Here is a 13,143-nt window from a genome sequence, read left to right as displayed (position 1 = left end):
GACTCTTTACCCCAACCTTCTCCTCAGCTCCTTAGTCGCCTGCACCAGGTTCTGCAGCGCAGGCTCCACCTCCTCCCAGGTGCGGGTCTTGAGACCACAATCGGGGTTGACCCAGAGCTGACGTACCGGGATCTTATCTGCAGCCTTTTCGATAAGCGTCACCATCTCATCCACCGTCGGCGTGTTCGGGCTATGGATATCATAGACTCCGGGGCCAATCTCGTTGGGATATTCGAAATCCTCGAATGCGGTGAGCAGCTCCATGCGTGAGCGTGAGGTCTCTATGGTTATCACATCCGCATCCATGGCAGCGATCGCCTCGATGGTTTCATTAAACTCGCTGTAACACATGTGTGTGTGGATCTGTGTCTCATCACTCACACCGGCGGCACTGAGTTTAAAGGCATCCACCGCCCACTGAAGGTAGGTATCCCACTCGCTCCTCTTAAGCGGCAGCCCCTCACGAAAGGCCGGCTCATCTATCTGAATGATCCCGATCCCCGCATTTTGAAGATCGATCACCTCATCACGAATCGCTAAGCCGATCTGTGTGGCTATCTGTTCACGGCTGATATCTTCGCGGGCAAAGGACCAGTGCAAAATAGTCACCGGACCGGTCAACATCCCCTTCACCGGCCTGTCAGTCAGGCTCTGAGCATACCTCGCCCAATCGACGGTCATGGCCCCGGGTCGTGACAGATCACCGTAGATAAGCGGTGGTTTAACACAGCGGGAGCCATAGCTCTGCACCCAGCCAAACTTTGTAAAGCCAACGCCCTGCAGCTGCTCCCCGAAGTACTCGACCATATCATTACGCTCGGCCTCGCCATGGACCAACACATCTATCCCCAGCTTAAGCTGACGATCCACGGTATCTTTAGTCACCTGACGCAGCTGATCCTTATAAAAGGTTTCACTGATCTCCCCCCTGCGCCAGCGGCTGCGTAAGCCTCTGATCGCCGGAGTCTGGGGAAACGAGCCTATGGTCGTGGTCGGCAGTAGTGGCAGCCGGTATTTCTGCTGTTGTCGGACCTGCCTCGCTGCAAATTCACTGTCGCGCTCATAATCTGCTGGGCTCAGGGCCGCGACTCTCTCCTGTACCCGCTTGTCGGCGGCCTCTGCCCGGGCGTTTCGCCGTGCGATACAAGCGGCCCTGATCGCATCGGCTTCAGCCTTGGTGCCAAAGCTTTGGTCAGTGGTGAGTAAGGTCTTTAACTGAGTCAGCTCAGACAGTTTCTGTTTCGCAAAGGAGAGCTGCTGCCTGAGCGCCGGGGCTAACTCATCCTCGACATCCAGATCCACCGGACTATGCAGTAGTGAACAGGAGGGCGCTATCCATACCCGCCCCTTGAGATCGTTCACCACAGGCTTGATGCGCTGCGCAATCGAATCGATATCTGCGGCCCAGACGTTTCGGCCGTTGATCACCCCTAATGATAAAACCTGCTCTTCCTGCAGGTGAGCGGCAAAGTCGGCCAGCTGCTCCGGCGCCGTCACCAGGTCAAGATGAAGGCCCGCAACCGGCAGAGCCGAAACTAAACTCTGGTGATGAGCAATGGTGCCATAGTAGCTAGCCAGTAAGATTTTAATCCCGGCATCTTGCAGCGCAGCATAGGTCACAGCGATAGCCTCCTGCCAGTCACTATCGAGCTCCAGAGCTAAAACCGGCTCCTCCAGTTGCACCCACTCTACGCCCTGAGCTACAAAGCGCGCTAAGATAGCCCCATACGCCTTAAGCAGATCAGGGAGCAGGGTTAATTTGTTGAACTCACTCCCCACCGCCTTAGCCAGATAAAGGTAGGAGACCGGGCCCAGAAGCACAGGCTTTGCCCTGTACCCCAGCGCCTGAGCCTCGCATACCTCATCAAATATCTGCTCATAGGCGATAGTGAACGTCTGCTCAGCCTTCAGCTCCGGGACTATGTAGTGATAGTTAGTGTTGAAGAATTTGGTCATCTCGGAGGCAGGGGCATCCTCTCCCGTAGGTGCACGACCACGGGCGACCCGAAACAGGGTATCGAGATCCACGCTCCCTTCCTGAGCTTCCCCCCGATGGCGGTCTGGAATAACGTTCAGTGTCGCACTTAGTGTAAGCACCTGATCGTAATAGGCAAAGTCACCGACGGGCAGCAACTCGACTCCGGCTTTGGCTTGCCACTCCCAATGAGTGCTGCGCAGCACCTTGGCAACCCGCGCCAACTCAAGCTGAGTGATTTCCCCACGCCAATATCGCTCCAGGGCAAACTTAAGCTCACGCTGACGACCGATTCGTGGAAAGCCTAGATTAGCTATCTGTACCGCTTGAGATGTTTGCATATTGTATACCTTTTTGCTTTAATGTGAGCAGAATTCAGAGTAAACGCGCCAAGAACCTTTTCTGGTGCTCATGGTGATTAACATCTGTCGATGCAAATCACATTTGGGCGTCTGGACGTCTAGAAGTTTATTGTGATAGTCTCTCTGCTGACAAACGATTTGATTTCAAGCGCAACATGAACAAGATTCATGTGGGAATAAACGGGTATATATATGATAGAGCTTAGACACTTACGAACATTAGTCGCCCTGAAGGAGAGTGGCAGCCTTGCCGGTGCAGCAAAGAAGCGCTTCGTCACTCAGTCGGCTCTCTCTCATCAGATCAAGGAGCTGGAGACCCGTATCAACTCCTCAATTTTTGTCAGAAAGAGCAAGCCTCTCTCATTCACGCAGGAGGGAACCAGGCTGCTCAACCTTGCCGAGGAGATCTTGCCTAAGGTGATTGAGACAGAGTCAGATCTGAAACAGGGGCTCAATGAGGAAGATAATCAGCTCGGCGTCGGTATCGAGTGTCACAGCTGTTTTCGCTGGTTGATGCCGGTGATGGAGGAGTTCAGAGCCCGCTTCCCTCAAGCCAACCTGGATCTCTCCAGTCGTCACCTCTTCGACTCACTCAACGCACTCGAGATGGGAGAGCTGGATGTGGTGCTCACCTCAGATCCGGTTCCCGGCCAGTCCCTTGCCTATCAGCATCTGTTTGACTTTGAGGTGAAGCTAGTGGTCGCTAACGACCACCCCTTGGCGCAGCAGGAGTATGTGACTCCAAGGCAGCTGGAGAAGCAGACCATCATCAGCTACCCGGTTCCCCTGTCGCGCCTGGATCTCTATCGACACTTCCTTGAGCCCGCGGGCATCGAGGCGGGTGAACAACTCAGCTGCGACCTGACCATGATGTTACTGCAACGTATCGCCTGCAAAGACGGAATCGCCGCCCTGCCCACCTGGTCTATCAGCGAATCCCATGGCTTAAATCTCACCGCACTCAAACTGGGCCCAGAGGGACTTAAACGCCCACTGTTCGGCGCTTACAGAAAAGATGGCTCTAATGCGCTATTAGCTCAAAAATGGCTCGAACTCGTCGCCATCGAGGGAGTGGCGAAACAGCATAAGTTGAATTAAAAAGAAGCGATAAGCGGTAAGCGGTAAGCGGTAAGCGGTAAGTAGGTTAACAAAAAAGCGAGAGTCTAAAGTTAAACACTCGCTTATCTTTTACTTATCGCTCTAAACTTACAGCTTATAACTTTATCTACAAAGGCTTAAGCAGTTGATTTCTCATCGATAAGACGCGGCGAAGCACCAGGCCTGGAGAGTTGGGGTCGCGAGTCTGTCGCAGGTTATGAGCAATCATAAACTCATCTTTAAGCTCCTCATCTAACCCCAGAGATTCGAACGCCTCTATGGTTAATGTCTGCTTCTGATTGTCGATGAGTGATTTTATGATACTCAAAGGGAAAGACTCTTCCGATTCAGCATTCAGATAGGCGAATGCGGTCAGGGCGATAATCTCACCAAATACACTGAACAGGGCTAAGGTCTGCACCTCATCGGGATTGATATCCACCCCTTCCATCATATGCAAACTATCGACGGCATCGGTAGCGATACTCTCGGTCAGCGCCCAATAGCCGTACACCAACTTCTTATAAGGCTGAGGCAACTCATCGAGTCGCTCTTTAAGATAGAAAGTGAAGGCATAACGATAGATATTGACCTGCCCCAGTCTAACCAGCGCATCTTTAAGAGAACGATTCTTTGATGACTTGCTGCTGACACACGAGGCTGTCTGACTACGCCATAGCATATGGGCCGCTAAAGCGGGATCTGATGACACAATATCGATGACATTACGAATATCACCATCGGCAATAATGGCTTTCTTTAACGGGATCAAAATACCCCGGCGACCAATTACCTGCTCTTCGTTACTGATAATTGCACGTACTTGAGTGAATACTTGATGCTCAAGATCTGTCATGAGAACTTTTTTACCTACTTTTTATGATGGCACGTCACCATTTGTTATCGGGGAATTTACCCACAAAAGGGCTATCATGGTCAAGTTGATTTCGCCTAAATGAATACTTTAACTCGATTTATCTGCCTTATGTCAGATAACACGAATTATATCACTCCATCAGGCCGATAAAAAAGGGCCGATAAGCCAATGTAAAACCCCCACCTCCTAAAGTATGGTCATTTAATCGCCATAATCCTAGGAGCAATGAATAATATGCCTGGAAACGATTCTCATCGGCATGTAACGGCTCTGATACACAGACAAGTGAAGAGAGCAGACCGCTCCTCTCTCCCGGTAAAGCCCCCATTTTGTTTAAAGGGCCTCGACCTCAATAAGACGGCGATGTATCACTTCGGCTAACGCCCTGTAACCTGCAGCATTGAGGTGAATCGTATCCGACTTCATCGAAGGGGTTTTCAAAAGGTCCGTTAACTCATCCTCTATGAAGATCACCCCATAGGTTTCAGCCAGCTCACTATAGAGTTCTGCAGGAGAGAGAAAGATACCTTTTTCCGGTACCCCCACCAGCACCACAGGAATCGCTCGACTCTGTGCCAGCTCTATCATCTGCGCCAGATTAGCCTTAGTCAGGCCGGTATCATGGTTACGCAGAAAATCATTTCCGCCCTCCATCAAGATAAGCAGCTCCGGAGAGTCATACTCTAACAGGTGTGTTAACCGCTCCAGCCCCTGTGTGGTGGTCTCCCCCGAGACCCCTTCATTGATCACCCGCCTGTGTGAAAGCTTTGCCAACACCGCCGGATAATCCTGCCCCTGTGGCGCCCCCTTGCCATAGGTCAGACTATCCCCGAACGCCCATATCTCGGCATCAACTGCAAGGGGCTCAAGCTTAGGGCCGGAGCAGGCCGATAGCAGCACTAAAGCTATCGGGAGTAATATGGCTGATACAGATTTCATCTCCTCTCCTGTGAGCATTAGCTGTAAGTTTTAAGCTGTAAACTGTAAGTTTTAAGTTTTAAGTTTTAAGTTTTAAGTTAAGGATAGAGCGAAGAAAGTTTCGAGCATCGAGTCGCGAGCGACGAAAAGCGAGAAGCAGTTATCTCGTAGCCCGTAGCTCAAATCTAGCACATAAAAAAGCCAGACCTAAGGTCTGGCTTCAATCTTTCACGGCCTGTCCCGTCCTGAGAATAAGTTATCAGGCTTGTGACTTCACTTACCGCTTATGACTTATAACTTACAACTTCCTTATTAAAAACGATAGCTGGCCGTCAGGCGCAGGGCACGTCCGGTCCCCGCGTAATAGCCGTTACCCCAGCTACTATAGTAACCGGCGCTGACATACTGCTCATCGAACAGGTTATCGACGCGCAGGCTGGCAAGCCAGGCATCGCGACTGTAGTTAACCGCCAGGTTGGTTAGCCAGTATGCGTCCAGCTTAGGGTCGGCATTGCCGTTATCCCCCTCGATGAAACGCTCTCCGGTATAGACCAGTTCGCTGAACACCTGCCAATGCTCGTTGGCATCGAGACTCAAGTAGCCACGGCCCGTATGCTCGGCGACCCAGGAGAGCTGCTTACCCTCGTTAAGCCCTTCGGTAAACTCGGCATCGATATAGTTATACTCGGCGCCCAGTTGTACCTTATCCGTCAACTGCCAATCCCAATCGGCACTCACACCGTAGCGGCGTGACGCATCGGCATTCACATTGGCCCCGGGAAAGCTCCCACCCGCCGGCGTTTCGGCACTCGGGTCGAAGACGATCTCATCTTCAAGATCTAAACGGTAGGCACTCAAGCGAACTGTGTGTGACTCGGGTGTCCAGTCCCAGCCCGCTTCATAGGAGCGTCCCGTCTGGGGCTTGAGGCCTACGACACTCGCAGGTGTATAAGCCTGCTCGTCGACCTTGGCGAAGCGGAAATTATCGTCGGCGCGCAGATAGAACCTGTGGGAGAGACTCGGGCGATAGTTCAATCCCAGCTCGAAGGCGTGAGCATCTTGATCTAACTCGACACCATTGGGGTATGATGCAGGATCAACCAGTTCATCTGTCACTTCCGCATAGCGTCCGCCCACCACATAACTGAGACTCTTCGATAGTGGTACCGTCGCTTGCACGAAGGCACTGGCGAGTTTCTGAACATTACCACGACCACTGCTGAACTCAGACTCGCCGCGGCTCAGGTCGATACCTGTGACGATATTCAGCTCACCCTTTTCGGTCACGATATTAGCCACGGCCTTAGGGGTAAACTCTAACAGGGAACGTGTGTCCCTTCTCGATGTACCCCAATCATTAAGCCCTGTTATCAGGGTCTCAGAGTAATTAAGATCGGCGCCCAGTGACCACTCATCGTTAATTTGGTATTGATATCCACTACGGGCAGCCGTAGTCATCTCGTGCATATAGCTGTCAAATGCCCCCGGCTTTGTCGCATTCGATTGACGCGGATCTTCCTTTATCTGCTCCTCAGTCAGCGCCCCGGCTAACTCACGATCGTTATCGTAGTAGCTGGCCTCGACGAAAAACTCCTGTGGGCCGTCGGCGTACTGCAGGCGACCTAATATTGACGAGGTCTTATTGGCGTTGTGGTCACGATAGTTATCGCCCTGGTTATAGCTGGCCGCTGCGTAGTAGCGCCAGTTATCGCTGATGGCACCGGAGATATCACCTTTGCCTTCATAGGTGTCGAAACTGCCGCCTGAAAGCTGGATACCACCGCCTGCGCTGTCGGGCGCCTTGGTGATGATATTAATCACACCGCCCACCGCCTGATCGCCATAAAGCACACCGGCACTGCCCGACAATATTTCTACGCGTTCTATCTGATTGAGTGGGATAGCATCGATGCTTGGCGCCGCGATATCGATATTATTCAATCGACGGCCATCGACCAAAATCAAGGTATTGTTAGCCGCCTGGCTGGCAGAAAAACCGCGCATGGCAAACACGGCGCCCGAGTTTGAGTCTGCGATCTGTATGCCACTCTGGCCACGCAGCACTTCGGTCAGTGTCGTCGCGCCGCTCATCTCGATAGCGGCCGCATCGATGATGTTGACATTGGAAGCGATGTTGAGGGGTGTGTTTTCACTGCGACCGATGACGGTTATCACCTCATCCACAGTGTCAGTAACGCCGATATCAGTTTTTGATGAGTCGGCCGCGAAAGTCAACGCTGATGCAGACGACAACGCCAAGGCACCACCGATGAGAGTGGCTAATGTTGATAATTTGTTTGATGGTCTAGCTTGAGTACCCATTTTACCTTTAACTCCTGAAAGGAAAACGGGGCAAAAATGTCACGACGAGGACGAGTTCAGTTCACCGAACTCAATCACCCTATCGCATCTCGAGATCTGCCCGCCGAAATCTCAAAATCATCTAATGGGCCGGTCTCCGGACTGAGGCTATTCGGTAGGGCCAAGCAGCCTTTCCGAGCAAGTTGAGATTTTTTTAACACCCTGCCATTACATCAAGAATGGCCAGGCGCACCTCACTTTCACCTTTCACCGTTGCGGGGGCAGTGCCAGATTTTCACAGGCTTCCCGATTATCCCATCTCTGTTCACGCGCTTAACGTTAAGAGAACGGGCACCACAAAAGATTGACAGCATAGATGGTATTATCGATCTATGCTCACACGTCTCCGGATAAACAGCCGGCTCACGATTGGCCGCATTATAGACGTCTATACGTATAAATGTCTAATATTTACGAATAACCCCCCTTTCCCGGCCGTCGCTATCATCCATCAGCGACTGAGTCTCACAGGGGAGATAGCCGACATAACATTGTTCTGCTTTAACCACTCCATAGGCGGGTCATCTGCACTGAATAGTTCGCCACGCCTGGATTGATGCAGGAGATAAAGGTCATCCACCCCGGAGATGGCGGTGTAATGGCCTATCTCCCCCTGCGGAACCGAAGTTATGCCGGTAGCGGTATAACGGGTCGCCCTATGGGTATCGGGCATGCGGGTGCAAGCTAAAATGGCACTGAAGCCCTCCAGGCCATCGACTTCACTCTCACCCAGCTTGTTATAGATAACTTCCCCCTCACAGGTCTCTGCATAGGCCGTTGCCAGCGAATCGATAAACGCTTCGGGCTCAATATTATCACTCAAGCCCTCAAAGCCCTGCACACAGAACAGCGAAGACCAGGAGCTTAACTGTTGATCTGATGGCACAAACTCGGCAGCGTACATTCCTGCTTGCTGCTGATTAAACGCCAACCTCCACTCTCCGGACAGGTTAAAGCTAAGCTCCTGACTGAAGATAGGGAGTGTATGTTTAACCTGTGAGCCACTGTCACTGTCGTCGAGAAAATCATCCAGAATTAACCCATGAGCCGCAGGGGGAAACAGGTAAACAGTAATGACAGCAGCGGTAATGGCGGCTGTGATAACTGATGCGGAGGCGGCAATTACCGATGCTGAGAAACGAGTCGTTTTAAACGGGGCTGACGCAGAGCTCTGTGACTGTCTGTGACGGGAATATTGCGTGCGAACATAGAGGGGAGATCTATTGAGAAATTTCATACTTATCATCCTTGATTAGCTTCTTGGTTCGATATTACCTGAGTATGAAAAATACGCAAAGAGGTTTACATGAATAGATTAATGAGATGATAGAGACGTTTACAAAAACAGAGGCAAGGGAAAACTCTCTCCTCACCTCCTCTGAGAAACCATAAATATCTAAAGCGTTGCCATTGACTCATTAACTAACTCTTTTACCAACTCTTTAACTAAGTCCCCGTCATCTGGCCGGTATAGAGAATAAAGTTACGCAGCAGTAATACCCCCACTAAACTGAAGCTTGCTGTCACCGCGACATAGGCAAACTTTCTGTCGGCCGAGACCTTCATCCACAGGTTAAACGCCAATGGCAGGGTCAAACCCAGACCAACCACGCCCCCCCAGAATATCCAGCCCCAGAAACCTTCGCCCAGCGCATTAAACGCCGCCACCTGACTCTGTCCGCCAGAGAGGATGAGTCCCGCGAAGAAGGTAAAGAGTACCGCCATCTCGATGAGTATCATGGGGATCTCAATTCCGTGAATGAAGCGCACCTCGGTGCCATTGGGGTTGCCCTTGAGCAGCACACCAACCAATAGCGTCGCCGCCGCGCCGGAGGTGAGACCCGAAACCAGAAACAGGACAGGTAATACCGGGTTATTGAGCAGCGGGAAGCCGATCAGGGCTGACAGCAGGAAGCCGGTGTAAGCCCCCAGCGACAGGGAGAGTATCAGCAGTATTCCCGTTATCACATCTTCCCACTGCTGCAACTTGATCAAGCCCCTTTGCAGCAGGTGCCAGTGTCCCTCCCGCCCCTCGCACCACTGCACCACGGGGGTTGCGAATAAGGTGCCGATCCAGGCAAACAACATTAGCTGATAGAGCATCAAAACCAGCACGCCCATGGACATCACGGAGGTGGAGTTATAGAAAACCAGGATCTTCCAAAAGTCGAAGGGCTTAGTCAGATCGATAACTAAGATGCCTAAGCCGGCACAAACCGTCACGGGTGCTATCAGAGCCGCCGCCTGAATAAAACGTGACTGATAGGCCTTCTTCCCCAGCTTAAAATGCTTCAGCAAGATGCCGAAAAAAACTGCCCCTGCCGACAAACCGGCCAGAAACAGGTAGATTGCGATCGGCCAATGCCAGACTAATCCGTCGAAATGAAATGCACTCATAACACTATCTCCCCATCAATAGTCGATACATGGAACAACTTAGGGTGTGTGCCTAAATCTGTTTTGGCGCGATACGTAGGTTTCGACTTTAACGTCTTAACCAGCTCGGACTCAGGGTCTCTGATATTGCCAAACACCAGGGCATTGGTCGGACACGCCTCGACGCAAGCAGGTAGTTTGCCCTGCTTTAGCTGCGTCTCTTTGCAAAAGTCACACTTGTCTGCCGTTCGGGTCTCGGGGTTAATAAACCGCACCTGATAGGGACAAGCCGCAATGCAATACTGGCAGCCGACACACCTATCCGGGTTGACATCGACAATCCCGGTATCGGGATCTATGTAAGCTGCACCCGTCGGGCACACCTTCACACAGGGCGCATCTTCACAGTGCCGACAAGATTTACGACTGAAGCGGTAACTCTGATTCGGGTACTCTCCATATGGACCGCTGCGATTGATCACCACCCGGGAAACCCCATCGGGAACATGGTTTACCTGCCGGCAAGCCTGCTCACAGGCGTTACAGCCGATGCAGAGGTTCTCATCATGCACCATGGCATACTTGATGGTTTTAGTCTGATCGACTGAGGCTGCGGTCTCAGACTCTGCAAGCTCTCTGGCTACCGAGTAGATAGAAAATCCCGCGATCAGCGTGCCGCATCCGGTAAGAAAATGTCTTTTTGAGATATCCATCTTTGATACTCCCCTTATTTAACCAGATGACACCCGCGGCAGAGCTGGCTGCGCTCCTGAGGCGTGTTAGTCAGCATGGGGTCATATTCCACATGCAGTTGATGACAGCTGGCACAGTTAACCTTGTCGGCATGAACATTATGGGTCCAGTCGGCCAGGGCTAAGGCCTCATGATCATGACAATCGAGACAGGCTGTGGTCTGCTCACCGACAGGGGTTGCGCTATCATGTGAAAAACTTCGTATTATCGAGCCCTTTCTGGGGTGCTTGCCTCGTTCTCCATGACAGCTCTGACACTCTATCGCCAGTGCGTTATTGCCATGGAGGCCAAACATGGTGCCGTTACGTTTATGGCATTTCATGCAGGTGTTTTGATTTATGGTCAAAGACTCACCTGGCTGAGCAGCGGCGTAACCTGACACTCCCGTCATGGCTAAGCAGATGATTGATGGCAACAGGAGTGATAGCAACTCAATTGCAGGAGACAGTGACCAATAGCGGGATAATCTGGACATGACTCGTCCTTACATCGACAGATGAATGCTAAAAATATTGGCTGGAGAGTGGCACCAAACTGAATCGCTTGGTGCCATTAGCGGCTATGCGGCAAGCGCGTTTCTGATCAGGGCCTCATCGCACTGTTTCTCTCTATCGAGCTTGATAAACTGCACGCCTGTGTATGCCAGGCACTTCTCGATAAACTCGACCTGCTCGCTGCTGCTCTCCTCAGGATTGGTCATCACCAGCTTCACTGATGAAGACTCATTATCCACGACCACGTAGTCAAGGTGGCAGTGCTCCATATACTCCTGCACCTCATCATGGTTCTTAACGGCCTGATCGATATCGACCACATTCACTAAAGATGCATCATAAAGCACATCGTAGCGGCCCTCGGCTATGGTTTTTAATGTCTTTAAAAACGCCATGGATTGCGTATCTAACAGGTGTGGCTTAATGCTGACTTCCGTTGCTGCCATCTGTACGTCACTTGTTTGGAAGAACTTGATGCAAGTCATCACAAACGTCACGATAACTAATGGAACGATAACAAACAGAACAAAGTACATAAATGTATAACTGAGTATGACGGTGGCGTTCATGATAAACCTCCAGAACTTCTGTTTATATTTAGTTTGCAATTAAGTATTGCGCCTAAATTTAAATATTTGCAATTATTTTCATCACAAAATAATTAAAAACAAACTTACTGTCATAATTTCAAATATAGATATTTCCCTTTGGAGATTATCGACAGTTAAAAACAACAGTTTTATATATTGCATATCTAAAAATTGAAAATAGAAATAACGATGAAAAACAACAAGTTACACGACAACCAAATTCACACCCTAGAGAGTATAAAATAGTTTAATTATTTTAACCATTTTATTAGCGCTTATTCAACAATAGCGTTATATTAACTTATGAAATTCACACATTGTTATTAATGCAAGTGTGTACCTTAGGGAGGATTAAAATGCACAATCTAAAACTTGATACTTTAGATCTTCTCAGCATTAATATTCTGGTTAATTTATATGAGCATCATTCGGCCACTTTCGTGGCTAAACAGATGAATATTTCTGCGCCTAAAATAAGTCGTTGCCTGCAGCACTCAAGAGTCATTTTTAATAACCCGCTATTTATCAGGAAAAAACATGGCTTGATTCCCAATGAGTTTGCCAAACAACTCTACCCTATCGCCAAAGAGATAGTGCAATGCTCTGAGCACCTTTACCAGCTCAATGCCGGCGATAGCCATAATGAAACATCACATTTCACCATTCATGTCAGCGACCTTATTGTGCACCATCTTCCCCAGCTGTTAGCCAACGCCATCAAGGAGAGTCACTTAGACCTCAAGTTCACTATCAGTGCGGATTCTGACGATCTCATCACCGACATCATCGAGAACCGGATCGATATCGCCTTAATCAGCGAGTCCGGCGGCGAACGACTGAAACAACTCAGTGAACAGGTCGATCTTCAGGCATTGAAACGGCTATCTCACCTCTATCTGGTGTGTGATCTTCACCATCCCCTGCTCAGGCAGGAGATCACCTTAGAGACCATAGCTCAATATCCCTACGTGAGTGTGCTTGGTGAACCGCAGCAAGCCAACATAGATCCATTTATACGCTACTGCAGCCAGCATCAGCTTGCTTATCAACTGAAGAACGAAGACCTGACCAACCATAACTTCAATATCGAGTCGCTCAGCCAACATATCACCGCTACCGATGCGGTCGCACTGCTGCCCTACAGCAAGGTCTACGATCACAGTAGTCAGCTGCCGAATCTGCACGTTTGCCGACTATCGGAGATAGAAACCGAGCGGCTCTACCTCTCCATTCAGAGTCCCACCCTATATTTAGCCTCAAAGAAAGGACTGCGGTCGCCCAATGCCGCCTGGCTGGTTGATACCATAGGCCAGATAGTCAACCGCAGTATTCATTAACG

Annotated in this window: 11 protein-coding genes and 1 riboswitch; of the genes, 2 read left to right on the top strand and 9 right to left on the bottom strand. The window is 50.5% G+C overall.

Features of this window, described 5'->3' with window-relative positions:
• Positions 1 to 6: 6 nt before the first annotated feature.
• Entirely contained in the window at positions 7 to 2,316 is a 2,310-nt protein-coding gene (metE, locus tag Q1B47_RS11545; RefSeq protein ID WP_299793485.1) for a 5-methyltetrahydropteroyltriglutamate--homocysteine S-methyltransferase, read from the bottom strand.
• Between the two features lie 213 nt (positions 2,317 to 2,529).
• On the opposite strand from metE, the gene Q1B47_RS11540 reads away from it, so the two are divergent.
• On the top strand, positions 2,530 to 3,435 hold the full coding sequence (locus Q1B47_RS11540; RefSeq protein WP_299793482.1) for a LysR family transcriptional regulator: 906 nt from the start codon (positions 2,530 to 2,532) through the stop codon (positions 3,433 to 3,435).
• Positions 3,436 to 3,562: 127 nt separating this feature from the next.
• Here the strand turns inward: Q1B47_RS11540 and Q1B47_RS11535 are convergent, their stop codons facing one another.
• The 8 genes from Q1B47_RS11535 to Q1B47_RS11500 form a co-directional block, all read right to left on the bottom strand.
• Positions 3,563 to 4,291: an HDOD domain-containing protein gene (locus tag Q1B47_RS11535; protein ID WP_299793479.1), complete on the bottom strand. Its 729-nt coding sequence runs from the start codon at positions 4,289 to 4,291 to the stop codon at positions 3,563 to 3,565.
• Positions 4,292 to 4,645: 354 nt separating this feature from the next.
• Positions 4,646 to 5,251, bottom strand: coding sequence for an arylesterase (locus Q1B47_RS11530; RefSeq protein WP_299793476.1), 606 nt, complete (start codon positions 5,249 to 5,251; stop codon positions 4,646 to 4,648).
• Between the two features lie 291 nt (positions 5,252 to 5,542).
• Positions 5,543 to 7,552 carry a TonB-dependent receptor gene (locus tag Q1B47_RS11525; RefSeq protein ID WP_299793473.1) on the bottom strand — a complete coding sequence of 670 codons (2,010 nt, stop codon included), beginning with the start codon at positions 7,550 to 7,552 and terminating at the stop codon, positions 5,543 to 5,545.
• Between the two features lie 109 nt (positions 7,553 to 7,661).
• Positions 7,662 to 7,905, bottom strand: a riboswitch (cobalamin riboswitch).
• A gap of 137 nt (positions 7,906 to 8,042) precedes the next feature.
• Entirely contained in the window at positions 8,043 to 8,828 is a 786-nt protein-coding gene (locus Q1B47_RS11520) for a hypothetical protein (protein ID WP_299793470.1), read from the bottom strand.
• 209 nt (positions 8,829 to 9,037) lie between these two features.
• Entirely contained in the window at positions 9,038 to 9,988 is a 951-nt protein-coding gene (nrfD, locus tag Q1B47_RS11515; RefSeq protein ID WP_299793467.1) for a cytochrome c nitrite reductase subunit NrfD, read from the bottom strand.
• Entirely contained in the window at positions 9,985 to 10,680 is a 696-nt protein-coding gene (locus Q1B47_RS11510) for a 4Fe-4S dicluster domain-containing protein (protein ID WP_299793464.1), read from the bottom strand. Before Q1B47_RS11510 ends, nrfD begins: the two co-directional genes overlap by 4 nt.
• Before the next feature lie 14 nt (positions 10,681 to 10,694).
• Positions 10,695 to 11,195, bottom strand: coding sequence for a nitrite reductase (locus Q1B47_RS11505; RefSeq protein ID WP_299793461.1), 501 nt, complete (start codon positions 11,193 to 11,195; stop codon positions 10,695 to 10,697).
• An 84-nt stretch (positions 11,196 to 11,279) separates the two neighbouring features.
• Positions 11,280 to 11,783: a DUF2726 domain-containing protein gene (locus Q1B47_RS11500; RefSeq protein WP_299793458.1), complete on the bottom strand. Its 504-nt coding sequence runs from the start codon at positions 11,781 to 11,783 to the stop codon at positions 11,280 to 11,282.
• Between the two features lie 377 nt (positions 11,784 to 12,160).
• Between Q1B47_RS11500 and Q1B47_RS11495 the strand changes: the two genes are divergently transcribed.
• Complete coding sequence (locus Q1B47_RS11495; RefSeq protein WP_299793455.1) at positions 12,161 to 13,141, top strand: LysR family transcriptional regulator; 981 nt, start codon at positions 12,161 to 12,163, stop codon at positions 13,139 to 13,141.
• The last annotated feature ends 2 nt before the right edge of the window (positions 13,142 to 13,143 follow it).

Source organism: uncultured Shewanella sp. (assembly GCF_947501225.1).
Taxonomy (GTDB): Bacteria; Pseudomonadota; Gammaproteobacteria; order Enterobacterales; family Shewanellaceae; genus Shewanella.
This window is presented reverse-complemented; position numbering and strand designations above follow the sequence as displayed.